The organism is Bdellovibrio reynosensis (genome assembly GCF_022814725.1).
Classification (GTDB): domain Bacteria; phylum Bdellovibrionota; class Bdellovibrionia; order Bdellovibrionales; family Bdellovibrionaceae; genus Bdellovibrio; species Bdellovibrio reynosensis.
Genome location: NZ_CP093442.1, coordinates 2,592,042 through 2,614,924, shown reverse-complemented (window position 1 = coordinate 2,614,924; position 22,883 = coordinate 2,592,042). Strand labels below are relative to the sequence as shown.

Sequence of the window (22,883 nt, the reverse complement as noted above, 5' to 3'; positions counted from 1 at the left end):
ATATTCAACCAATGCCTGACCTTGGGAATTCCCTAGTCTAGATGTAAATGGAGATTTCTTCACTCGTAAGAGCATTTAGGTCATAATACAACATATGATGACTGGACTGTATTTCAATCGCTCTCTCATTATCCTCTTCTTGTCTTTTGTCTCATTTTTAGCCATTGGGCTAGGTGGCAGTAATGCCGTCGCAAATGATACCCAAGATGAATTTGCCCTCTTTGAAACTGCGCCGAAGAAAAAGCCCGTAAAGAAGACCGAATCTAAGAAAGCGCCAGACGCAAAACCAGCTCCAACAGCGACGCCTACGCCTCCAGTCGCGACACCGACAGCGACTCCTTCTGCTCCAGAAGCTGCACCACCAGTTCCAGCTAAAGCAGAAGCTGAACCCGCTAAAGCTCCGGTGGTTAGCACAGATAAATTTGAACAACTAAAAGCTGAAATTCGTAAGAACCCTAAAGACGGAAAACTAATCACCGATTTAGCCGAAGAACTTTTCAAACGAAAAGAGTACGAAAAAGTAACGCTGCTATTATGGAAACACATCGACAAGATCGATCGTCGAGGGATAATTCTTTTGACCAAAGCCCACGAACAACGCAACGAGCCCGCTGAAATGATGAGGGCTTTAAACGTGGAATTAGGAAAAGACGATAAAGACTTTGAAGCCTACACATTGATGGCCAAGGCTTACGCGATTCAAAGAAAAAGCAAAGAAGCCATGGAAAACTATAAAAAAGCGGTAGAGCTAAATCCTAAATACGAGCCTGCTTATGATGGCCTTATTGAGCTTTATCAAAAACGCGAACCGCCCAACTTGTATGAATTAAGAATCCTATTTCAGGATATGATCGCAAATATCGGTCCGCGTCCGCAGTATTTACGTAAGCTTTGCGAGATTAACACTATGGATGGCACCTATGACGCTGCAATCACGACCTGCAAAGAGGCCATTGCCAAAGACACTAAGGTCGCTGACCCCTTCGTCTATCTTGGCGTATCGCAAAGAGCCAATGGTGACGATGCTATTGCTTTACAGACGCTAAAAAAAGCGGCCCTTGATTTCCCAAAAGCTGAAATTGCGCAGTACTATTATGGCCGCTTACTTGAAGAACAAAAAAACTATGTGGATGCCATGCGCTTTTATAAAGCTGGAACTGAAGCCGATAGCCAAGCGGCCCGTTCGTGGTTGGGACTGGCGACATCTTCATTTGAAATTAGAAAGTATGAGCTCTCTTTAATTGCTTACAAAAACGCCTGTAAGTACGACAAGAAAAACGCAGTGGCCTTTCGCAAGGCCACTTCAATCTTAAGAAATGCTAAAAACGGTCAGTGGATCGATAAGTTCGAAAGTGCTTCGGATACTTGCACTTTCTAGTTTTGTACAACGATCTCACCAACAAGGTCATAATCTAAACTGTCGGTGATGTGGACTTTAACCATGTCACCTACTTCAGCCTGACCATCATTGATTAGAACTACACCGTCGATGTCTGGAGCTTGTCCCCAGAAACGACCTTGCAATAACAAATCAGTCTCTTCACTGAAACCTTCAACGATAACTTCGATGGTTTTACCAATGAAGTCGCGATGTTTTTCTCGAGAAATGTTTTGTTGAACTTCCATCAATGCATCATGACGGTACTGTTTTGTTTCTTCGTCAATCTGCGCTTCCATTTTTCCACCTGGAGTATTTTCTTCCGGTGAATACTTAAAGCAGCCTACGCGGTCAAATTGTTGATCAGCCACGAAATTTAGTAGCTCTTCAAATTGCTCTTCAGTTTCACCTGGGAAGCCCACGATGAATTGGGTACGGATCACCGCTTCTGGCAAGTGTTCACGGATGTTCATTAACGCCGTTTCGATTTCATCACGAGTCATTTTGCGGTTCATCGATTTAAGAACTGCATCGTTCACGTGTTGCAAAGGCATATCAAAATAACGAACGATCTTAGTGCTATTTTTAATAACTTGCACCATCTCTTGAGTGATTCCATCTGGATACAAATACATCAAGCGGATCCATTGTAAGCCTTCAACTTGGTCTAAAGCTTTTAAAAGCTCGACAGGGCTTTCTTTGCGAGTTGGATCTTTACGACGGATGTCCCACCCATAATCAGTGAAGTCGTGGCTGATGATGATTAATTCTTTAACTCCGCCGGCCACTAAAAGCTTTGCTTCAGCAACGATAGCGTCAATAGAACGAGATTGCAGGTTTCCGCGGATCAAAGGAATCGCACAGAAAGCACAACGCTTCATGCAACCTTCAGAGATTTTCAAATAAGCACGGTGACCCGGTTGAGAGTTCACACGCGGAGTTGCTTCTTCTTGAAGGTAAGTAGGAAGATTGAAGAAAGTTTTTTGCTTTTCGCCTTCTTCATTTTTCTTCAAAATTTTAGCGATATTCTGGAATTCACCAGAACCTACGAACAAGTCCGCTTCTGGCAAACCTTCAACTAGGTCTTCTTTATAACGTTGAGTTAAGCAACCAGCGACAACAACTTTTTTGATTTTACCTTCTTGCTTAAGGTCACTCATATCAAGAATGCGTTGAATGGATTCCTTTTTAGAATCCTCAATGAAACCGCAAGTGTTTACGATCACTGTGTCAGCTTCTTCCGCTTCACCCACAACTGAATAGCCGTCTTTCATCAGGGTGCCGGCCATGATTTCGCTATCCACTAGGTTCTTTGGGCAACCAAGGGAAATAAAATGGACCTTTTTATTTTCAGCAGTCTCTTGTTTCATAGATCTGTCACCTGCGCATCTTTTGGCGGTTGGTATTTAAATAAACTTTTTTTAGCTTTGCTTAAGAACTTCACTTTAGAAAAACTCATCGTCGTCAAATTTCCGATGTCGTCTTTATAGTTGATTTGATCTAAAGTGTTTGATTTTGAGTTGATCACGACTTGAAGATCTTTAACTGTCAAGTCTTCGCCGTTAAGGGCTTTCACGTCCAACTTAACTTTGTCACCTTCTGCAGTTTCTTTAAGAATTTTAAAGTTCTTTTCTAGATCAGCACCTAGTAACGAAGCTATCAAAACATGGGAACGAGTTTTCTTATCGACTTTCCCTTTTGCAACTTGCACAGGTCCGCCGAATTCTTTCGGTGGAGTTTGTTCGCTCCAAATAGTTGTTCCATCAAAAACTAAAAGAGTTTTTTCTGGCGTCGTGTTTTCCCAACGAAACTTACCGTTAGAGACAAACATTTTTCCCTGATACTTTGTTTCTTTGCCGAGAAGTTCAGACTTCACCGACTTTTCCACGCTCATTTCCACAAGCTTGGTAGAGCGATATTTTTTAGAAACTTTTTGAAGAGCTCCATTTCCTGTAGCCGCAAAGACTTGCGCAGAAAACGTAAGAACTAATAACAAGATGCCGAATTGTTTAAACATTCGGCCGTTATAACAGAGTCCTGGACGCTCCGCAAGAGAGGCCCCTTTGGGCCAGTACCCAAACTTCAAAATTTGCAGGGTGGCCCAAAGCTTTGTGAGCCGCCCTCGCTGTAGAGCCCGTAGTTAGGATATCGTCAGCAAAAATCCATAGCGCCCTGTCTGATAAGTCGACAGTCTGTGTATAAATTTCATCAAGCTTCATCTCTATCAAAGCGCGCTCACCCCTGTCCCCGAAGCGCTGATGGGAATAAGATGCCTTCACCAAGCAAGGCACCAAAACCCCGCCACTTGCCTCGGCCAAGGCTTCCGCCCATAAGTAAGCGTGGTCCTTTTTTCCCCTTACCCGGGATGGAGCTGGCACGATGTAAAGGGGCCTTCCTGCGGGAAGGCTTGGCAGGACCTGACTGATAAATCGAGCCGCATAAAACCGCCAAAGGTCTTTAGCCTTTCCGCCTTTTAAATTTATAAATAAGCGAGATAAGGAATCACTTTGCCCCGGGTTCCAGAAGTAATATGCCTGGATTTTTAATGGCGCTTCATAAAGGGCACCCTTCGTTCGCAAAGGAATTAAAGCAAAATCACAGGCCTCGCAGTAAGCTCCGCGCGCCACAAGAAGTGATCCGCAATTCAGACAGCATGAAAGGTGTTTAAGTAAAAATTGCTTAAATGATTTCATGTCCGATAGACCATGCAAAATCTTTGACACTGCCCATCGCCAGTCCTAAAACTTTCGTTATGAAAAAATTAAGTCTGATTCTTTTGGTTTCATTATTTTCTTCAACAGTTTTTGCTGTCGGCATCTCAGCAAAACGAAACCGTGGAGAGACTTACAAGGTAGCCCACCTTCGCAACATGTCGTTAAAATTCAATCAACCGATGGGCCCTTTTCAATCCCCAGAAGAACCCTACATTGGCTCTTCTAACAATGTGTGGGACGTGAAGGTTCCGCTAAAAAAATTGAAAATTAAGGAAATTCCTGACCTAGGATCCTACGCAGATCTAGAAAATCAGTTCAAGATCCTTCGTGATGAACGGTTCATTAATAAGAACTCTGACTTCCCACGCCGCTCTACTTGGCTGTATCCAGATGACGGATGTTTTGCCCGAGCTGAACTAATGAAAACTCGTCTGGTAGACGCTCACCTTCCGGCCCCCAAGAAAATCTTTATCTTCGGTGATCTATGGGTTTCCTCTAAAAATGCCCGCTATGGTGATATTAGCTGGTGGTATCATGTTGCTGTCACTTATCGTGTTGGGGATGAAGCTTACGTTTTAGATCCTGCCATTGAACCTGCACGTCCATTAAAGTTAGCTGAATGGAATCACTTGATGGGTGGAGATAAAAAACGTTTTGATTTCTCACTTTGCCATCCTGACACAGTTGATCCGAGAGATGACTGTAAAGATATACAGGCTATTTCTTTAGAAAAAGCCTTGGAAATGCAGGAGCCTTATTTGGATTATGAATGGGAACGCCTTATTGAATTAAAACGAGATCCCCAAGCGGAACTTGGCGCATTCCCACCATGGTTAATGAACTAGATATTGTGATAGGGAATTTTTTTGATAATCGTAAAGGCCCGGTAAATTTGCTCTAAGCACATTGCCTGGGCCATCAGATGATTCATCACCATGGGTGATAGTGAAACCTTCAGATCTGCTCTTTTACGAACTTCTTCGTTCACCCCAAAAGCGCCACCAATAATAAAAATACAGCGCTTCTTAGAGCTTCCCAGAATATTTTCGATCTTTTTAGAAAACTGAATAGAATCAAATGCAGAACCACGCTCGTCAAAAAGCACGACGTAATCATCACTGTTTAGATTTTTAAGAATTAATTCAGACTCTTCATTGCGTTTAAAGTCAGCGTCTTCGCGAGCTGACTTTTTTGCTTTCAGAACTTGGATATCAAACGGAATAAAAAACGAGATCTTCTTTTTGTACAACTCGCTCACTTCATCGGCCCAGTCTTCCTTGGCTGTGGCGAGATTGTACAAAATGAATTTCATGACTATTGAGCCCCTGGCTTACCAACGTATGGATCTTTTAGACCCAAATCTTTTCCGTCTCTCCAAAGACCTTCAAGATTGTATTCTTGTCTTACGAAGTCATAGAAAAGGTGAATGATAAGTGGACCGTAATCCACTAGAACCCAACGGCCTTCGTCGATACCTTCCACACTTTGTGGATGTACGTTGTATTCTTCTTTCACTGCTTGCACGATGTTTTCAGCCATCGCGGCAGCGTGACGAGTTGAAGTACCAGATGCGATCAAAGTGTATTCGCTAGGTGCTGAAACTTTAGTTAAGTCAAAGCCACGTACGTTGATACCTTTTTTAGAGAACAAAACATCAGCACAGAACGCAGTGAACTTTTGGAAATCACCAATTCGATGACCGATGTTACGGTATAATTTATGTTCTTTAATGTAAGTTTCTACAGCTAGTGGAAGATATTTTTCCACTGGCTTGCCGTTGCGCAAAGATTTACGAACTTCGCTAGAAGAAATTTCGATATCACGCAAAGTGATGAATTGAATATTTCTGCCAGTGTTTAACTCGATAAAGTTAAAATCAAAGTCGGCGACCATTGGCTTTAGGTATCCCGGCATTTCTTCCAAAGATTCTGGAGTGTCATAACCAGGACGAGTCGTAACAACCAAATTCGTTTCAGCCAAAAGTTTTTGATAGTCTTTCCACTGAGAAAGCTCTTCAAACTTATCAGCGCCTACTACTAAGTATAAATCAGCAGCATCGTATGTTTTGCGAAGATTCAAAACCGTGTCGATGGTGTAACTCATCCCGCCACGTTTCATCTCTTGATCATCAACAAAGTAAAGATCGCCGTATTGTTCAAAAGCCATGCGAGTCAGCTCTAAACGCTGCTCTGGCGACGGTCCCTCTACAGGAGTTTTCAATGGATTTTGTGCCGCTGGAACTACGTGAACTTTTCCAAGTCCCGCTTTTTTTGCAACCGTTTGGATTGCATTAAGGTGGCCCATGTGAGGAGGATTGAAGCTTCCACCAAAGATACCTATTTTCATTGTTCTTCCTCTTTCAAGATTTGACGAGCTAACTCTTGGACGAACTCTTTAATGTTCTTACCAGTTACTGCAGAAATCGCATAAGGTTCGCTGCCAGTAACGTCTTTGAATTTATTTTTGAGTTTAGAGAGCTGATTGTCACTTAAAGTGTCAATTTTATTAAGAACGACAAATTGTGGACGTGTTGCTAGAGGGAAAAACCCTTCTTTGTCCTGATTATTTTCGTCGTACATTTTTAGTTCATTGTTAATGTCCATGAAATCATCTAGTGGCTCACGGCCTGATAATCCTGAAGCATCAACTAAGTGAATGAATAAGCGAGTGCGCTCGATGTGTTTTAAGAACTGAATTCCTAAACCAACACCTTCGTGAGCACCTTTAACAAGACCCGGAATATCTGCAACGACGAATGAAGTATAATCACCCGCTTTAACCACACCAAGATTTGGAGTTAAAGTTGTGAATGGATAATCCGCGATTTTTGGACGAGCCGCTGAAATACGGGAAACCAAAGTTGATTTGCCAGCGTTCGGAAAACCAATGATGCCGACGTCAGCGATAAGTTTAAGCTCTAGCTTAACTTCGATTTCTTCGTTGTCTTCACCTGGCTGCGCGTGTTCCGGAGCTTGATTGATACTGTTTTTGAAAAATTCATTTCCTTTTCCGCCACGGCCACCTTTTAAAAGTGTGTATTCGGAAATGCCCGTCATATCGACGATGATTTCACCATCCATATTACGAATAACAGTGCCTTCAGGAACGATAAGTACGAAGTCTTCGCCATCCATACCGGATTTCTGACGACCTTCACCCATACGACCACTTTGAGCAGCGTATCTTTTGTTTTGTCTTAGATCGACTAGGGAGTTGATGTGACGAGATGTGCGGATGATAACATCCCCACCTTTACCACCGTTACCGCCATCAGGACCGCCACGGGCTTGCATAGATTCGCGGCGAAAACTTACACAGCCTGGGCCACCGCGACCAGAAGCTAAAGTGATTTTGACTTCATCAATGAATTTCATAACAGCACTTTATAACAAAAAAAAGGAGCCAAGACTGGCTCCTTTTTATGTATTGAAAAAATGTCTTAGTGCTTATCTAAAAAACTGATTAAACAGCTTTAGGATAAACGCTAACTTTGAAACGCTCTTTAGAGAAACGTTCAAACTTAACTAGACCATCAATTACAGAGTAGATCGTGAAGTCACGACCCATTTTAACGTTGTTACCAAGGTGGAATTTTGTTCCACGTTGACGAACGATGATTGTTCCCGCAAGAACTTTTTCACCACCGAAGCGTTTCACGCCTAAGCGTTTACTCTGTGAATCACGACCATTCTTTGTACTACCACCGGCCTTCTTACTTGCCATGACTAACCTCTCTTAGAAGAAATTTAAAAATTATGCTTTCTTAGAAGTTTTTTTAGCTGCTTTTTTCTTAGCGCCAGTTGCTTTTTTCGCAGTCTTTTTAACTGCTTTTTTTGCAACTTTCTTTTTCGCTACTTTTTTAGCCGCTTTTTTAACAACTTCTGCAGTTCCTTTGTTCGCTGCGCGCTCTTTACGAGCTGCTACGCGAGCTTGTGCTTTTTCAGCACGAACTGCTGCTACGTCTACTACTTTAGCAGAATCATCAGATTTAGCAGTTTTTCCATCGAAGGAAATTGCTTTAACGAAAAGCTCTGTGAACTCTTGTTTGTGAGTTGCGAACTTTCTGTAACCTTGACGACGCTTCTTTTTGAAGACGATTTCTTTTCTTGTTTTAGCTTGTTTTGTAACTACAACAGTTACTTTCGCACCTTTAACAAGAGGTTGACCAACAGAAGTGGACTCGCCACCAACCATCAATACGTCGTTGATTTCAAACTCTGCGCCAAGTGCTTGCTCAAGCTTATCGACTTGAAGAACATCACCAGCTTGAACTTTATATTGCTTACCGCCTGTACGAATAATCGCGTACATTTAATACCTCCAGCTACCCGAATTAAGCCAATGGTAAATGCCACCTTGCGATAGGCTTTGTCAACCTATTACGTGCTATTTTTTTCAGCTTTTTCAGGGAAAAGAGAGGTTAGCCTTAAGACCCCCCAAATGCAAATAATTTTGCAGAATTTCAAGGAGGTCCAGGGTTGGCAATAAGCCTCATAATAACAACTACTTAAGTACTATTTAGGGCTTTAAAAGTTCGGCGCGCCAAGAATCCCCAAGTTTAAACTGTGGATGATTAACAACGGCCTCAATCATTTTTCGGTGATCGTCGTAAGCCTTTTTAGCGCCTCGGTTTTCTGGATTTTTAGCGGCTATGACACGAAGCTCGTCTTTTTCTCGTCTTAGTGCTTCAAAAACTGCTTCAGCCTTTTGATCGGACCGAGAAATCGAGTTTTTGCTGGCTAAATAATAGTCCGCTGCCTTGTCATAACGACCGGCGTGGGCGTTCAAGCCAGCACCTACTAAATAATCGCGCTCTGATTTTTGGACTTTTGCATCTTTTATATAAACTTCATATGAATCAGCAGCGTTTCTATAACTGGCAGTAGATTCATCAATCTTACCCGCCACGCGCAATTTATCGGCCTGAAGGCGTGCGGTGTTTGCATAGACGTGGGCTTGTTGGGCATTGCTATACATTCCGGCGATCCCTTGCCGTAAAAGCTGATCTCTTTCCTGGTCACTGAAGCCAGCGGCGCGAAGAATTTCCGATTTCTCTTTAAGGTCTGCAGCAGAATAACTTCCATATCCTCGGCCGGTGTCTTTTGCGACTTCGTGGGCTTTGATTAAAGCAGCTTCTTGATCAGGAGTCAGTTTGCGACCTGTGATCTTTTCCGCTTCGACAACTCGCTCTGCATTGGTCAGTTTTGCTGCCCTTGCCAAATCCACTGTGGCTTCTGAAGCCTTTCCAGTTGAACTGCCAGCTGCTTTGATGATCTTTGCTAGCTTTGGGGTCTTGGCTAAGATCCCTGCTGCTCCTGCAGGATTTACGACGGAAAAAACACCATAACAAACCATCTCTGCCTGGGTCTTAGCATCGTAGCAAGCAAGCTTCATTCCTTGCTTCTCTATATACTCTTTACCTTTTTTAATAAGACTTTCAGAAACGTCAGCTAACTTTTTAAGGTCATCATCGCTAACCTGATTTGTTTTGCGCATATAAATTAAAATTAGCGGAGCCAAAATCGGATTCACTAACATAGTTGTGTAAGCCGCATTTTTTACGGAATGATCGTAGACTCGTGATCTACACTCTTCACTTTGCCAACAGGCTTTGATGGCATCCGCACCTTTGCCGGCAAGCTCAGGGATAGAACCTATGGCATCCCAAAATTCTTTGGCAATTTCAACCGTGCCTGAAAAGCATCCTTTGAGTTGATCTATGGATTTATTGGCAGCCTGATCACAAACGGACTTAGCGTCGCACTTACGAATGTAGGGAGCAGTTTCAGGATCGTTTTTCGCCAGCTCTTCACATCCAGAAATTTTTTGTTCGATGGCGCAGGTATCTGCTGCGAGCTTTAAGGGTTCTGGAACTTTTTCGCACTTATCTAAATAAGCAGAACAAGCCACGCTCAGCTCTTGGCTTAAAGCGGGTAACGAAAAACTAACAAGCATGAAGATATAAAAAAGAATACGCATAATATGATATCGGAATTAAAAAGCAGCTTCGCGCTGGTGTTTTGTCTAGAAGTGATGGCCATCACGCAGATTTTTATCTCTGCTTTTGTTTACTAATCATTTTGAAACAGGACTTTTCCCACCCATGCGTCCTCAAGAACAGTGATGAACTAACCGGAACTACGCTAGTAAAAAATTTTTTACTTTGAATTTTAAACTGATATTTTCTGCAAGATTTTTCATCGAAATTTACTTTACTTTATTCACTCAAAAAAATCTGAGACCCACAGTTTCCTTTGCTAGAGCGGGTTTTAGGATTTGAAGACGAAAAAGTGTCTCCGGTTGTTTTGCGTGAAAAATGCAATTTTCAAAAACAAAATTTAAATTATTAATCTAAATTTTATTTAAATTTACTTAGACTAAACAAAATCCTTGTAGTGGACACCCGCTTTGTTCTTTGCAAAAATCAATTTCTGGCACGGAGATTTTTGGAATGAATAAATGTGGTACCTTCTTACGAGCCTCCAGAGAAAAGCAAAATCTTTCTCAGAAGGAAGTTTCGGTTCATCTTGGTTATAATACTTCTCAATTTATTTCTAATTGGGAACGAGGACTTTCTGAACCACCTGTTCCGGTGATTAAAACCCTCGCTAAGCTTTATAAAATCGATCCAGAAGCTTTATTTGAAGTCATTCTGCAAGCGCACCTTGAAGGTGTCGAAAAAACTTTGCGACAAAAATTCGGCGCAGAAAATGTAAAGCTTAAAGAAAACGGCTCAAAGAAAAAGTAATAAAAAAAGCCTTCATGATTATGAAGGCTTTTTCTTTAGACAAAGAAGATTTCGTATTGTTCTAAGTGATAGTTGGGTTCAATCTTAAACGCCACAGATCGGCCTAGTTTCTTCTCTAAAACTTCAAGGCTTTCACCTTCAACTTCATAAATCCAGTCAACAACACCGCTGTGACAATGAATTACGACATTGGTTTTTTTATTAATTAACATATCAGCATCACGTTCAAGTTCGCGGAAGATCTCATTCGCTACCGTAGATTTTCTTTTGATGTAACCTTTGCCATCACAATAACTGCATGGCTCACATAATGTTTTAATAAGACTTGGGCGAATACGTTTACGAGTCATTTCAACCAAACCCAGTTGGGACATTGAAACGATATTTGTGCGGGCACGGTCGCGCTGCAATTCTTCGGCTAAAGCTTCTAGAACTTTTTCACGGTGGGATTCTTTTTCCATATCGATAAAATCGATAATAATAATGCCGCCACAGTTACGAATGCGCAGTTGGTGCGCGATCTCTCTAACTGCTTCTAAATTTGTTTTTAAAATTGTGTCTTCAAGATCTTTTTTGCCGACAAATTTACCAGTATTTACGTCAATAACGACCAAAGCTTCGGCTTCATCGATAACGATGTAACCGCCAGACTTTAACCAGATCTTTCTTTCCATCGATCTAGAAATTTCAATATCGATATCGTACAAGTCAAACAACGGCTTTTGTTCTTCATAAAGCACGATGTTCTGCTTATATTTCGGCATGAACTGCGATACGAACTTCACGACTTTTTTGTGAATTTCAACGCTATCCACCCATACACTGGTAACATCTTCACTCATTAAATCACGAAGTGCGCGCAGCTCAACATCAAGCTCGGTATGAACCATGCCTGGAGATTTCTTTTTTTCGTAATTTTTAAAGATCTCTTTGCTTAAACGGTCCAAATATTCGATGTCGGCTTTCAGCATTTCCTCTGAAGCACCCTCCCCGGCAGTTCTTACGATCACGCCGCCGGATGGATTGATTTTTTGTACAAGTTTTCTTAGGCGTTCGCGTTCACTTTCATCTTCAATACGACGAGAGATACCTAAGTGACGTACTGTGGGCAAAAAAACCACGAAGCGGCCAGGAAGCGATAAATGCGTCGTTAAACGTGCGCCCTTTGTTCCTAATGGATCTTTTGCGACTTGAACTAAAATCGATTGACCTTCTTTTAAAAGATCTTGGATAGGAGTTTTATTGTGATGGGTCGGTAGTTTTTCATCATCACCATCTGGAAATGGTTCGTCGCGGTCTACATCAGAAAGAAACGCATCATCCACGTCTTCGCGGATATCACCGACATAAAGGAATGCTGCTTTGTCTAGACCAATGTCTACGAAAGCAGCTTGCATCCCCGGCAGAACTCTTAACACTGTTCCGCGGTGGATAGCCCCCACCAACGTCGGAGAAGTTTTCCGCTCGATTTTTAAATCTGAAAGAACACCAGAATCGACATAAGCAACGCGGGTTTCTTGAGGCCTGACATTGATTAAAATTTCTGCTGACATACTAAGCTCCTAACAAGTGCGCGATGCTGTCCTACTTCATTAGTCCAGAAACAAGACCCTTAGCAAATAATATTTAATATTGAGCCATTTGTCGCCGAAAAGATCATAGAAATATAGAGGTTAAGCGAATGGCAACAATTGATGAACTGTTTAAATTGATGGTGGAACAAGGAGCTTCCGACTTGCATATCACAAGCGGCGCGCCTCCTTACCTTCGACTGCATGGAAACATGGTGCCTTTGAATTACCGTGAATTGACGAACCAAGACGTACAAGGCTTGCTCTTCGAAATTCTTTCTGAAAAACAAAAGAAAGCCTTCGTTGAAAAATGGGAACTTGATTTCGCTTACACTCTTTCTGGAATTGGTCGCTTCCGTTGCAATATCTTTATGCAGCGTAAAGGACTTGGCGCAGTAATGCGTATTATCCCTGAGAAAATTAAAACAGCGCAAGAGTTAGGTTTACCTCCTGCGGTGATGGATATGATTGATTGTGATCGTGGTTTGATTCTTGTTACGGGTCCCACAGGTTCTGGTAAATCTACGACCTTGGCTGCCATGATTCATCAAATCAATATGACTCGCGAAGCCCACATCATCACGGTTGAAGACCCGATCGAGTTTGTTCATCCGAATTTGAAAGCGCTTGTGAATCAACGCGAAGTGGGAAGTCATACAAAAAGTTTCGCTAACGCTTTAAAAGCAGCCTTACGTGAAGATCCAGATATTTTGCTTGTGGGTGAGTTGCGTGACCTTGAAACTATTTCTTTAGCATTAACGGCTGCAGAAACGGGTCACATTGTGTTTGGTACTCTTCATACGAACAGTGCTGCAAAAACAGTCGATCGTATCATTGACGTTTTCCCCGCGGGACAACAACAACAAATCCGTACGATGCTGGCAGAAAGCTTGCGTGGCGTAGTGGCGCAAACTCTTTTCTCGCGCGCCGATGGACAAGGTCGTGTCGCGGCTTACGAAATCATGCGTAATACAAAAGCCATCTCGAATCTTATTCGCGAAGGAAAAGTGCATCAATTGGCTTCGGCAATGCAAACAGGTTCAAGCCAAGGCATGGTGCTATTTGAAAAATACATTGAGGATCTGGTTCGCAAAGGGAAGGTTTCTGCTGCTGATGCAAAAACCTTCTTGGGCCAGGCTGGTGGTGGCGACACAGCGATTCAACCGAATGCTGCGACCCAAGCGACCCGCACCAAAGTGGGCTAATTAAAATTCATAGGAAAATTGAACTATCTGAGGGGCTTTAGCAAACGCTACAGCCCTTCTGCTTTTTTGATCCAAATCAAATACTTGGGAATATTCATACTTTGGCGGCGCAGGTCGGGATGCAAGATACGATACGTACCCCACGCCACTAGCAAAACCAAGCAAAGCACCGATTGTGATGTTATCTGTATGTTCTTGAGGCTCCCCGTAAAATGAAAGAGTACTTAGACCCAGGATCGCCCCGCCTAAGCTAGAGAAGAGGACTATCGCCACATTGCGCTTTAAAGTTCGGTCCGTCTGCGAATAAGAGGCTTGAGAAGTGAAAATTACTAATGTTGCCAGTAAAACTGAGGTCCACTTCTGTGGGGTCATGATTGCCTCCTGCAATGAACTAAGATAACTTTTCTTATTACATCATTCCGAGGTGCCCTGTGCAACTAAGTCGTTATATTGATCACACTCTACTTAAGCCGGAAGCGCAAATGGCGCAGATCGAAAAACTATGCGCTGAGGCTAAAGAGCATCAATTCTTTAGTGTTTGTGTGAACACGTCTTATGTTTCAACCTGCGCAAAACTTCTTTCTGGTTCTTCGGTCAAAGTTTGCTGCGTTGTGGGCTTTCCTTTAGGAGCCATGGACACCGAATCCAAAGCCTTTGAAACTGCGACGGCAATTAAAAATGGTGCTGAAGAAATTGATATGGTTATCAATGTGGGCGCATTAAAAGATCGCCGCACTGATTATGTTCGCGAAGATATCAAAGCGGTGGTGAAGGCAGCGCAAGGGCGCAAAGTGAAAGTGATTATCGAAACTTCGCTTTTAAGCCACGATGACAAAGTGCTTGCTTGCAATTTGTCTTTAGAAGCGGGCGCGCATTTCGTGAAAACTTCAACAGGGTTTGGCGGCGGTGGTGCCACGGTTGAAGATGTAAAATTAATGAAATCAATTGTTAAAGATCAAATGGAAGTGAAAGCCTCTGGTGGAGTTAAAGACCTCCAACAAGCAAAAGCGATGATTGATGCTGGAGCAAGCCGCTTAGGCACAAGCTCTGGTGTTGCTTTAGTTCAAGGTGCCACTGTTTCTGGGGGTTATTAATGCACTTTCTGCCGGCTGAAATTATTAAAGCCAAACGCAATGGCGAAAGTCTTTCTTATGAAGACATCAATGAATTTATCTTAGGGTACGCTCGCGGGCACATTCCTGATTATCAGATGTCTGCTTTATTAATGGCGATCTTCTTTAAAGGTATGACAACGGAAGAAACTTTGGCATTAACCAAGGCGATGCTTCATTCGGGTGAAGTTGTGGATTTTTCTACGGTGCCAGGATTTAAAGTTGATAAACATTCAACCGGTGGCGTGGGTGATAAGACAAGTTTGATTCTTGGTCCTATCGTTGCTGCAGCTGGTGTCCCAGTTCCCATGATTTCAGGCCGTGGCCTAGGTCATACGGGTGGAACATTAGATAAGTTAGAATCCATCCCTGGTTTTAATACGCAGAAATCATTGCCAGAATTTATTGAGCTTGTGCGCAAGCATTTGATTTGTTTTATCGGTCAGACAAAAGAAATCTGTCCTGCTGATAAAAAAATCTATGCACTTCGTGATGTGACGGCAACCGTTGAAAGTTTGCCGCTGATATGCGCTTCGATCATGTCAAAAAAATTAGCTGAAGGGATTGATGGCCTTGTTTTAGACGTGAAGTATGGTTCTGGCGCATTTATGAAAACTTCTGCGCAGGCCGAAGAACTTGCATTGAATTTAATGTCGATTGCTCGCGGCTACGGGAAAAAGGTCACTTCACTTTTAACTAATATGGATCAACCCTTGGGCCGCTATGCAGGAAACTCTTTAGAAGTGGAAGAGTGTGTTGCCATCATGAAAAATGAAAAATTCATTGGCCCTGGTGGATATGATCTTTACGAAGATACACGAGAATTAAGTCTGCAACTTTCTGCTCACATGTTGTTGTTAGCAGGTGTTGGTCGCGATGAAAAAGAATCATATAAAATGGCCTCTGATATTTTAACGTCAGGTAAAGCGATGGCAAAATTTGAAGAGCTTTGCCAAATTCACGGTGGCAATCTTGCCGCTTTGCCAAAACCTAAGCACAAGGTGGATGTAACTACGGAACACGAAGGTCATGTGCATGGTTTTCATACAGAAAGCATAGGTGTCGCGGGAATTATTATTCACGCAGGCCGCGCGCAAACTACTGGTATTATTGCGCCCACTGCGGGCATAGAGTTCCACGTCAAGGTTGGTGACGCAGTAAAACCAGGAGATCGCATCTTTACTTTACATGGTGATGATAAAGATCTTTTGCAATCTGCAGTTCCGCTGCTTAAATCAGCAATCAATATTTCCTTGCCAAAAATTACAAAGCCTAGTTTGATACTTAAGATTTTAAAGTAGGAAGGTTCCATTGATCCTCGAAGACTTACAAGAAACCGTTAGCTTTATCCGCACAAAAACTTCGGCAAAACCGAAGATCGGTGTGGTATTGGGCTCGGGCCTTGGCGCCTTCGTAAAAGATGTGGAAGTGGAAGCGACGATTCCGTATAAAGAAATCCCGCACTTCTCCCCTCCTACGGTCGAAGGTCATTCTGGGAATTTGATTTTTGGTAAAGTGGGTGGACAATCCATCGCGATTTTACAAGGCAGAAATCATTTCTATGAAGGCCATCCGATGTCGAGCGTGGTTTTCCCAGTTCGTACACTAGCAATGTTGGGTGTTGAAACTTTGATTTTAACAAACTCTGCGGGTGGCTTTGGTGAAAGCATGCAAGCCGGTGATTTCATGATCATCGAAGATCACATCAATCTTATGGGCACAAACCCATTGATGGGACCCAACATCAAAGAATTAGGTCCACGTTTCCCTGATATGACTGAAGCTTACGACAAACGTTTAATCAGCATCATGGAACAACTTCTGCAAAAGCAAGGAACTCGCTATCACAAAGGTATTTACTGTGGTGTGAGCGGTCCTACTTATGAAACTCCGGCAGAGGTTCGTTATTTAAAACTTATTGGTGGTAAGGCTGTCGGCATGAGCACAGTGCCTGAAACAATCGCTGCTAATCATTTAGGTCTTCGTGTGGCGGCATTAAGTTGCATCACGAACTTAGCTGCTGGTATTTCAAACCATAAACTTTCCCACACCGAAGTTACCGAAACTGCGAAACGCGTAGAGCTTGAATTCAGCTCTTTCTTGCGCGAGTTCATAGGCCAGCTCTAATTTTTTTATAGGAATCTTAATAACTTAGCTTCCGCTAGCCATAAGGCTGTTGTGGATATCCCTACGATTGCACTGACTTACATTAAATCAGGTCCAGTTTCCCATAATAGACTCAAATTAAGACATATAATTACCGAAGAGCTAACCGGAAGGGTTCACTGACATTGTCCTAATGATGGGACCTGTGAGCCTGCAATAGGGAGTGAACATGGATGTTCAGAAGATTCTCTCGGCGGTTGCTTGCATCTTTGTATTAGCAGCATGTAGCAACGAAAAGTCCGCGAGTACCGTATTTCCAGAGAATGGCGCATTAGATTCAAATGCATGTTTGGGTCAGGCTGTTCAAAATAAATTTATCGTGCAATGGGAAGACGGAAAATTCACAGTTGAATCCGCAGCCAACGCTGAAGAATTCACTAAAAATTTTATTGAGCCTCAATTAGAAAAAATCCGCTTTGTCGAATTTGATCGCCAACTGCAAATCAAAAAAGCCGATGATGTTCGCGTCGCTGGAATTTCTGATAGCTGGGGTCAAGATATGATCGGCGCAAGAAACGTTTGGTCACAAGGTATCTATGGCCAAAACATCAAGGTCGCCGTGGTTGATTCATTTGTTGACACAACTCATCCACAACTTGCACCTAGAATTGCAGTGAACACTGCAGAGGTTGCTAATAATGGGGTTGATGATGATCGAAACGGTGTCGTCGATGATTATTATGGGGCTGTGTTTGTTTCTGTACCTAGTGGTTCAGATACTCCAAGTTCCCATGGATCCCACGTTGCTGGCATCATTGCTGCTGATCACACGAAAGGATCAGTTGAAGGTGTTGCTCCGCAAGCGCAAATTATTCCTGCCCAATTTATTGCTAACGATGGCGGTGGTTCTTTAGGTGATGCGGTTTTAGCTTTGCAGTATTCTGCAAATCGTGGCGCTAAAATCATCAATGCTAGCTGGGGTGGCGCGCCTTGTGTGACCTCTTTAAGAAATACTTTTATTGAGTTAGAGAAAAAAGGAATTCTTGTGATTGTGGCCGCAGGTAACGATGGTCGCGATGTCGATTTATATCCTGAGTTCCCTGCTTCATTTAATTTAGCGAATCAAATCACGGTGGCGGCTTCTTCGGTGACTGACTTTATGACTGCTTGGTCTAACAGTGGTTTTCAGTATGTCCACGTGGCTGCTCCGGGTGAAAGAATCTTAAGTACAATTCCTGGTAACTCTACGGCTTACATGGATGGAACAAGTATGGCGGCTCCGTTTGTCAGTGGTGCTGCAGCCCTTCTTTGGAGCGCTCGTCCCAATGCAACTGCTGCACAAATTAAGACAGCTATTTTGCAGTCAGTGGATGTCGATCCAGGGCATGAGTTTAAAGTAAATACTCGAGGCCGCATAAACGTGCAAAAGGCCTTACAACTTCTGAAGCAGTTAGTTCCGTAAATTCAAATACATAGATCATATTCCGCAGGGCATAAAAAGTATGCTCTGCGTCTGTGTTTTTAAGGTGATTCTTAAGTAGTGCGTGGTAGATTGTGCCCTTGGTTTTTAGGGGGTCAACCCCTACTTAAAAAGGAATCATATGAGCACGGAAATTTCATCTGGCATTCAGGCTCGCCTTAACGATCTTGAAAAAAGAAATGAAGCTGCAATGGCTGGTGGCGGAGCTGCCAAAGTTGCAAAACATAAACAAGGTGGTCGCCTTACTGCCCGCGAACGTATCGATGTTCTTGTCGATCCAGGTAGCTTTGTTGAAATGGATCGTTTTGTATCCCATCGCTGCACAAACTTTGGAATGGATAAAAACGTAGTACCTGGTGATGGTGTCATCACTGGTTACGGTCGTATCAACGGAAAATTAGTCTATATCTCTTCTCAAGATTTCACCGTCATTGGTGGATCTATGTCTCGCACTCAAGCTAATAAAATCTGTAAGGTCATGGATCTTGCGATGAAAAATGGTGCGCCATTCATTTCTATCAATGACTCTGGTGGTGCGCGTATTCAAGAAGGTATCGAATCACTAGGTGGTTACGCAGATATCTTTACTCGCAACACAATGGCTTCGGGTCTTATCCCGCAAATCACGGCCATCATGGGCCCGTGCGCAGGTGGGGCGGTTTACTCTCCATCAATCACTGACTTTGTTTTCATGGTTAAAAACACAAGCTACATGTTTGTGACAGGCCCTGATGTTATTAAGACTGTGACTCATGAAGAAGTGACTAAAGAAGAACTTGGTGGGGCGACCACACACTCTGCAAAATCAGGTGTGGCGCATTTTGCTGCGGAAGACGATAAGCACTGCTTATTGTTGATTCGTGAGCTTATGAACTTCCTTCCTTCAAACAACTTGGATGATGCTCCGGTATTACCAACAAACGATCGCCCGGATCGCGTGACGGAAGCGTTGAACACTTTGATTCCTGAAAATCCTAAGAAACCTTATGACATGCTAAGTGTGATCACTGAGTGCGTGGATGAAGGCTACTTCCTAGAAATTCACAAGCACTACGCGCAAAACATCATCGTAGGTTATGCTCGTTTCAACGGTCGTCCTGTTGGTATCGTAGCAAATCAGCCGAATGTTCTAGCGGGTTGCTTAAACATCGAAGCTTCCCGTAAAGCCGCGCGCTTTATCCGCTTCTGTGATGCTTTCAACATTCCAGTGGTATCCTTCGTTGACGTTCCTGGTTTCTTGCCTGGTAAGGATCAAGAATGGAATGGTATCATCACTCACGGTGCGAAACTTCTTTACGCTTACGCTGAAGCGACAGTTCCGAAAATCACTGTGATCACTCGTAAAGCTTACGGTGGCGCTTACATCGTTATGGGTTCTAAACTTCTTAGATCTGACGTGAACCTTGCCTACCCTTCTGCAGAAATCGCTGTAATGGGTGCTGACGGCGCGGTAAGCATTATCTTCAGAGAAGAAATCAACAAAGCAAAAGATCCAGTGGCAGAGCGCGCGCGCTTAACTGCTGAATACGAAGCTAAGTTCAGCAATCCATATGTTTCGGCAGAGCTTGGATACACTGATGAAGTTATTGAGCCAGCAATGACTCGTAAACGCATCATTGATTCACTAGAAATGCTTAAACATAAACGCGATATCATGCCGGCGAAAAAACACGGCAATATTCCTTTGTAGCGGTAACGCTAGAATGTGGAACTGGACTAGATTAAGGAAAAATTATGGCATTGTTTAAAAAAATCCTGATCGCCAACCGTGGAGAAATCGCAATCCGTGTCACTCGCGCTTGCCGTGAGCTTGGCATCGGTTCTGTTGCGGTATTTTCAGATGCGGACCGCGATTCTTTGCATGTCTTTTTGGCGGACGAGGCTTATCACATTGGGCCTTCTCCATCTAAAGAAAGCTATTTGAACTATCAAAAAATCATCGAAGTGGCGAAGCAAGCAGGTGTGGATGCAATTCACCCGGGTTACGGTTTTCTTTCTGAAAACACGAACTTTGCTAAAGCTCTTGAAGCAGCTGGTATCACTTTCATCGGTCCTACAGTGCAAAACATTGAATCGATGGGTGATAAACTTTCTGCAAAAGCGTTGATGAAAAAAGCAGGCGTACCGACAGTTCCCGGCAGCGATGGCGGTGTAGACACGGTTGAGCAAGCTTTAGAAATCGCGCAAAAAATCGGTCTTCCAGTTATCATCAAAGCCTCTGCTGGTGGCGGTGGTAAAGGGATGCGTGTTGTGCGCAAGATGGAAGAGCTTGAAAGCGCTTTCCGTGCGTGCCGTTCTGAAGGTCAGAACTATTTTGCGGATCCAACTGTTTACATCGAAAAATTCGTCAACGATCCAAAACACATCGAAATTCAAGTGTTCGGCGATAAACATGGGAACCATGTTCATCTTTTTGAACGTGAGTGCTCTGTTCAGCGTCGCCACCAAAAAATTATTGAAGAATGTCCGTCGCCTTCTGTACCTCACGAAGTTCGTTTGCGTATGGGTGAAGCGGCTGTTCGCGCAGCTAAACAAATCAATTACGTTGGCGCGGGAACAATTGAGTTTATCTTTGATAATGCGACTAAAGATTTTTACTTCATGGAGATGAACACTCGTCTGCAAGTAGAACATCCAATCACAGAGATCGTGACTGGTTTTGACTTGGTTAAAGAGCAAATCTACGTAGCTGCTGGCAAACCTTTGTCTTTCAAACAAGAAGACATCAAACAAAAAGGTCATGCTATTGAAGCGCGTATCTGCGCTGAAGATCCAATCACTTATAAACCACATCCTGGTGTGATTCGCGCCTGCCGCCATCCACAGGGTCCGTTTATGCGTGTGGATTCTTACGCTTACCCTGGTTATGAAGTTCCTATATACTACGATCCAATGATCGCTAAATTGATCACTTGGGGTGAAAACCGCGAAGAAGCAATCGACAGAATGCAAAGAGCGTTGTCGGAGTTTGTTTTGACGGGAATTAAAACCAATATCGTTCTTCATAAAACGATTTTGGATCACGCTAAATTCAGAGATGGTTCTTACACGACTCAGTTCATTGAAAAGAACTTTGAAGTTATCGAACCACAACTTTTCAAAGAAGTTGAAGATCCTGTATTCCTGATCGCTGCAGCCATTACCGCTTATAACGATCGTAAATCCAAAGATGTTCGCCAGCTGAATCTGACTTCCAACTGGAAGCGCGTAGGCCGCAAACTTCAATTGAGGACGTAACAGATGTATTTTGAAGCAGAACTTAAAGGGAAAAAGTATAAAGTCGACGTGAGCGAACACAAAAGCTCATGGAAGGTGTCTTTGCAAGAAGAAGGCAAAGACTGGCTTCACTACGACATTTCAAAAAATGACTATAAAGAGGCCGAGCAGTACATCAGCTTCCTTTTTGAGGGAAAATCTTACTTGATCGACGTAATCGGTCAAGACACTGAATATACTGTGTTTACTCGTAACTCGTTCCGCGCAATCAAGGTCTTCAATGATGAAATGCTTCTACATGAATCATTGAAAAAAGGCGGCGGTTTCGGTGGTGATAACGAGCTTAAATCCGGGATGCCAGGTAAGATTATTGAGATCTTTGCGAAGGAAGGCGACATCGTGAAGGCCAATAAGCCGCTTTTAATTATGGAAGCGATGAAAATGGAAAACGAAATGCGCGCTTCTCGTGATGTAAAAATCAAAGAGATCAAAGTGAAGCAAGGTGACTCGGTTGAATCCGGAGCCGTGCTGATCAAGTTCGAAGAACCGTAGCACACACTCCGACTTCGTCAGATCAAGAAAGTTCATTCCGACCTTGTCGAAGTAAAAAGGGGCTCTTAGGCCCCTTTTTTTATTCCCTGATTAAAGTTTTAAACCTGGGCAGCGTTGTTTTATGAACGCCATGACCGCCTTGTCAGATTCAAATTTTAAATGAATATCACCGTCTGAAGTGTATTTGAATACTTCAGAGTTTTTTACTGCGCATGACTTATTATTTACGTCTTTAAAATAAGAAGTCGCATTGCCGTTCCCAGTCGGCGCACTTCCGCGTTTAAATCCACCATCAAAAAGAATTCCCTGGAAGTTAGAGATCTCAACTCCGCCACGGTTTTTTGGTTCTACGTAGTCAGCCACTGTGACATTTCCGCGAGTCATGCTTTTTAGACGTGCTTTACGGATATCAAAGATAAATTTATCGCCAGTCACGTGTTGAACCGTGAGTTCTTGTTTATCAAAGTCCCAGCTGTGAGTGATTTCTTCAACCGGGCGCGGGAACATATAGAATTCACGTGCACCTGTCGTCAAAGACTCGTCGCCACTTCCGAATGAATTAAACACCATGAGTTCACCGTCTGAAGTGAACATATAGTCGCGATAGATAAGATCTTTATAAGCATCTAGCGGAATGATTGAAAAAAAACATGATTGAATGTCTGCGGCCCAGATTCTTTGAATTTGCGTGTTTTCGTAGCGCTCAACTAAGTCTGTGCATTTTGCTGGATCCGCTGCTTGAGCCAATCCCATCATGGCAATTAAACCGATTAAAAATGACATACGTTCCCCCCGTGTATT

Annotated in this window: 22 protein-coding genes; 11 read left to right on the top strand and 11 right to left on the bottom strand. The window is 43.0% G+C overall.

The genetic code is table 11. The annotated features are described in order from the left end of the window. Positions 1-94: 94 nt before the first annotated feature. Positions 95-1,378: a tetratricopeptide repeat protein gene (locus MNR06_RS12245; RefSeq protein WP_243536440.1), complete on the top strand. Its 1,284-nt coding sequence runs from the start codon at positions 95-97 to the stop codon at positions 1,376-1,378. Here the strand turns inward: MNR06_RS12245 and rimO are convergent. Together rimO and MNR06_RS12235 are read right to left on the bottom strand one after the other, a co-directional pair. Then, positions 1,375-2,748: a 30S ribosomal protein S12 methylthiotransferase RimO gene (gene rimO / locus MNR06_RS12240; RefSeq protein ID WP_243536438.1), complete on the bottom strand. Its 1,374-nt coding sequence runs from the start codon at positions 2,746-2,748 to the stop codon at positions 1,375-1,377. The two genes, MNR06_RS12245 and rimO, sit on opposite strands and share 4 nt — an antisense overlap. After that, complete coding sequence (locus tag MNR06_RS12235) at positions 2,745-3,395, bottom strand: LolA family protein (protein ID WP_243536436.1); 651 nt, start codon at positions 3,393-3,395, stop codon at positions 2,745-2,747. The genes rimO and MNR06_RS12235 overlap by 4 nt, the downstream gene beginning before the upstream one ends. Positions 3,396-4,061: 666 nt before the next feature. Between MNR06_RS12235 and MNR06_RS12230 the strand changes: the two genes are divergently transcribed. Continuing rightward, positions 4,062-4,937 carry a protein-glutamine glutaminase family protein gene (locus MNR06_RS12230; RefSeq protein WP_243536435.1) on the top strand — a complete coding sequence of 292 codons (876 nt, stop codon included), beginning with the start codon at positions 4,062-4,064 and terminating at the stop codon, positions 4,935-4,937. Here the strand turns inward: MNR06_RS12230 and MNR06_RS12225 are convergent. The 6 genes from MNR06_RS12225 to MNR06_RS12200 all read right to left on the bottom strand — a co-directional run bounded on the left by MNR06_RS12225 (position 4,934) and on the right by MNR06_RS12200 (position 10,071). Continuing rightward, positions 4,934-5,404, bottom strand: coding sequence for a 23S rRNA (pseudouridine(1915)-N(3))-methyltransferase RlmH (locus MNR06_RS12225; RefSeq protein ID WP_243536433.1), 471 nt, complete (start codon positions 5,402-5,404; stop codon positions 4,934-4,936). The two genes, MNR06_RS12230 and MNR06_RS12225, sit on opposite strands and share 4 nt — an antisense overlap. A gap of 2 nt (positions 5,405-5,406) precedes the next feature. Beyond that, positions 5,407-6,438 carry a nicotinate (nicotinamide) nucleotide adenylyltransferase gene (gene nadD, locus MNR06_RS12220; RefSeq protein ID WP_243536431.1) on the bottom strand — a complete coding sequence of 344 codons (1,032 nt, stop codon included), beginning with the start codon at positions 6,436-6,438 and terminating at the stop codon, positions 5,407-5,409. Next, positions 6,435-7,466: a GTPase ObgE gene (obgE, locus tag MNR06_RS12215; RefSeq protein ID WP_243536429.1), complete on the bottom strand. Its 1,032-nt coding sequence runs from the start codon at positions 7,464-7,466 to the stop codon at positions 6,435-6,437. Before obgE ends, nadD begins: the two co-directional genes overlap by 4 nt. An 88-nt stretch (positions 7,467-7,554) precedes the next feature. Then, positions 7,555-7,815 (bottom strand): 50S ribosomal protein L27, encoded by a 261-nt coding sequence (gene rpmA / locus MNR06_RS12210; protein WP_243536427.1) that lies wholly within the window; start codon positions 7,813-7,815, stop codon positions 7,555-7,557. A gap of 30 nt (positions 7,816-7,845) precedes the next feature. Beyond that, positions 7,846-8,403 carry a 50S ribosomal protein L21 gene (gene rplU, locus MNR06_RS12205; protein WP_243536425.1) on the bottom strand — a complete coding sequence of 186 codons (558 nt, stop codon included), beginning with the start codon at positions 8,401-8,403 and terminating at the stop codon, positions 7,846-7,848. Between the two features lie 207 nt (positions 8,404-8,610). Then, the gene (locus tag MNR06_RS12200; RefSeq protein WP_243536424.1) at positions 8,611-10,071 is read right to left on the bottom strand and encodes a hypothetical protein; all 1,461 of its coding nucleotides are present in this window, start codon (positions 10,069-10,071) and stop codon (positions 8,611-8,613) included. A 472-nt stretch (positions 10,072-10,543) separates the two neighbouring features. Between MNR06_RS12200 and MNR06_RS12195 the strand changes: the two genes are divergently transcribed. Continuing rightward, positions 10,544-10,840, top strand: coding sequence for a helix-turn-helix domain-containing protein (locus MNR06_RS12195; protein WP_243536422.1), 297 nt, complete (start codon positions 10,544-10,546; stop codon positions 10,838-10,840). Between the two features lie 35 nt (positions 10,841-10,875). Here MNR06_RS12195 and MNR06_RS12190 read toward each other — a convergent pair whose 3' ends face one another. Continuing rightward, complete coding sequence (locus MNR06_RS12190; protein ID WP_243536420.1) at positions 10,876-12,393, bottom strand: Rne/Rng family ribonuclease; 1,518 nt, start codon at positions 12,391-12,393, stop codon at positions 10,876-10,878. A 128-nt stretch (positions 12,394-12,521) separates the two neighbouring features. On the opposite strand from MNR06_RS12190, the gene MNR06_RS12185 reads away from it, so the two are divergent. Continuing rightward, complete coding sequence (locus MNR06_RS12185; RefSeq protein ID WP_243536418.1) at positions 12,522-13,616, top strand: type IV pilus twitching motility protein PilT; 1,095 nt, start codon at positions 12,522-12,524, stop codon at positions 13,614-13,616. On the opposite strand, the gene MNR06_RS12180 is transcribed toward MNR06_RS12185, so the two are convergent. After that, positions 13,617-13,988, bottom strand: coding sequence for a hypothetical protein (locus MNR06_RS12180; RefSeq protein WP_243536416.1), 372 nt, complete (start codon positions 13,986-13,988; stop codon positions 13,617-13,619). Positions 13,989-14,047: 59 nt separating this feature from the next. Between MNR06_RS12180 and deoC the strand changes: the two genes are divergently transcribed. The 7 genes from deoC to MNR06_RS12145 all read left to right on the top strand — a co-directional run bounded on the left by deoC (position 14,048) and on the right by MNR06_RS12145 (position 22,082). Continuing rightward, positions 14,048-14,710: a deoxyribose-phosphate aldolase gene (deoC, locus tag MNR06_RS12175; RefSeq protein ID WP_243536414.1), complete on the top strand. Its 663-nt coding sequence runs from the start codon at positions 14,048-14,050 to the stop codon at positions 14,708-14,710. Beyond that, a complete protein-coding gene (locus MNR06_RS12170) occupies positions 14,710-16,029 on the top strand; it encodes a thymidine phosphorylase (RefSeq protein WP_243536412.1) in 1,320 nt (439 codons plus the stop codon). Before deoC ends, MNR06_RS12170 begins: the two co-directional genes overlap by 1 nt. 10 nt (positions 16,030-16,039) lie before the next feature. Next, entirely contained in the window at positions 16,040-16,855 is an 816-nt protein-coding gene (locus MNR06_RS12165; RefSeq protein WP_243536410.1) for a purine-nucleoside phosphorylase, read from the top strand. Positions 16,856-17,063: 208 nt separating this feature from the next. Continuing rightward, positions 17,064-18,296: a S8 family peptidase gene (locus MNR06_RS12160; RefSeq protein WP_243536408.1), complete on the top strand. Its 1,233-nt coding sequence runs from the start codon at positions 17,064-17,066 to the stop codon at positions 18,294-18,296. A gap of 139 nt (positions 18,297-18,435) precedes the next feature. Then, positions 18,436-20,004, top strand: coding sequence for an acyl-CoA carboxylase subunit beta (locus MNR06_RS12155; protein ID WP_243536406.1), 1,569 nt, complete (start codon positions 18,436-18,438; stop codon positions 20,002-20,004). A gap of 44 nt (positions 20,005-20,048) precedes the next feature. Further along, positions 20,049-21,551, top strand: coding sequence for an acetyl-CoA carboxylase biotin carboxylase subunit (gene accC / locus MNR06_RS12150; RefSeq protein ID WP_243536404.1), 1,503 nt, complete (start codon positions 20,049-20,051; stop codon positions 21,549-21,551). Positions 21,552-21,554: 3 nt separating this feature from the next. Then, on the top strand, positions 21,555-22,082 hold the full coding sequence (locus MNR06_RS12145) for an acetyl-CoA carboxylase biotin carboxyl carrier protein subunit (RefSeq protein WP_243536402.1): 528 nt from the start codon (positions 21,555-21,557) through the stop codon (positions 22,080-22,082). Between the two features lie 90 nt (positions 22,083-22,172). On the opposite strand, the gene MNR06_RS12140 is transcribed toward MNR06_RS12145, so the two are convergent. Then, positions 22,173-22,865 (bottom strand): hypothetical protein, encoded by a 693-nt coding sequence (locus MNR06_RS12140; RefSeq protein ID WP_243536401.1) that lies wholly within the window; start codon positions 22,863-22,865, stop codon positions 22,173-22,175. Positions 22,866-22,883: the final 18 nt, after the last annotated feature.

Excerpts from the sequence above, each read along its gene's own strand:
- MNR06_RS12245 (WP_243536440.1), top strand. The coding sequence starts at position 95 with ATGATGACTGGACTGTATTTCAATCGCTCTCTCATTATCCTCTTCTTG.
- rimO (WP_243536438.1), bottom strand. The coding sequence starts at position 2,748 with ATGAAACAAGAGACTGCTGAAAATAAAAAGGTCCATTTTATTTCCCTT.
- MNR06_RS12235 (WP_243536436.1), bottom strand. The coding sequence starts at position 3,395 with ATGTTTAAACAATTCGGCATCTTGTTATTAGTTCTTACGTTTTCTGCG.
- MNR06_RS12230 (WP_243536435.1), top strand. The coding sequence starts at position 4,062 with ATGATTTCATGTCCGATAGACCATGCAAAATCTTTGACACTGCCCATC.
- MNR06_RS12225 (WP_243536433.1), bottom strand. The coding sequence starts at position 5,404 with ATGAAATTCATTTTGTACAATCTCGCCACAGCCAAGGAAGACTGGGCC.
- nadD (WP_243536431.1), bottom strand. The coding sequence starts at position 6,438 with ATGAAAATAGGTATCTTTGGTGGAAGCTTCAATCCTCCTCACATGGGC.
- obgE (WP_243536429.1), bottom strand. The coding sequence starts at position 7,466 with ATGAAATTCATTGATGAAGTCAAAATCACTTTAGCTTCTGGTCGCGGT.
- rpmA (WP_243536427.1), bottom strand. The coding sequence starts at position 7,815 with ATGGCAAGTAAGAAGGCCGGTGGTAGTACAAAGAATGGTCGTGATTCA.
- rplU (WP_243536425.1), bottom strand. The coding sequence starts at position 8,403 with ATGTACGCGATTATTCGTACAGGCGGTAAGCAATATAAAGTTCAAGCT.
- MNR06_RS12200 (WP_243536424.1), bottom strand. The coding sequence starts at position 10,071 with ATGCGTATTCTTTTTTATATCTTCATGCTTGTTAGTTTTTCGTTACCC.
- MNR06_RS12195 (WP_243536422.1), top strand. The coding sequence starts at position 10,544 with ATGAATAAATGTGGTACCTTCTTACGAGCCTCCAGAGAAAAGCAAAAT.
- MNR06_RS12190 (WP_243536420.1), bottom strand. The coding sequence starts at position 12,393 with ATGTCAGCAGAAATTTTAATCAATGTCAGGCCTCAAGAAACCCGCGTT.
- MNR06_RS12185 (WP_243536418.1), top strand. The coding sequence starts at position 12,522 with ATGGCAACAATTGATGAACTGTTTAAATTGATGGTGGAACAAGGAGCT.
- MNR06_RS12180 (WP_243536416.1), bottom strand. The coding sequence starts at position 13,988 with ATGACCCCACAGAAGTGGACCTCAGTTTTACTGGCAACATTAGTAATT.
- MNR06_RS12170 (WP_243536412.1), top strand. The coding sequence starts at position 14,710 with ATGCACTTTCTGCCGGCTGAAATTATTAAAGCCAAACGCAATGGCGAA.
- MNR06_RS12160 (WP_243536408.1), top strand. The coding sequence starts at position 17,064 with ATGGATGTTCAGAAGATTCTCTCGGCGGTTGCTTGCATCTTTGTATTA.
- MNR06_RS12155 (WP_243536406.1), top strand. The coding sequence starts at position 18,436 with ATGAGCACGGAAATTTCATCTGGCATTCAGGCTCGCCTTAACGATCTT.
- accC (WP_243536404.1), top strand. The coding sequence starts at position 20,049 with ATGGCATTGTTTAAAAAAATCCTGATCGCCAACCGTGGAGAAATCGCA.
- MNR06_RS12145 (WP_243536402.1), top strand. The coding sequence starts at position 21,555 with ATGTATTTTGAAGCAGAACTTAAAGGGAAAAAGTATAAAGTCGACGTG.
- MNR06_RS12140 (WP_243536401.1), bottom strand. The coding sequence starts at position 22,865 with ATGTCATTTTTAATCGGTTTAATTGCCATGATGGGATTGGCTCAAGCA.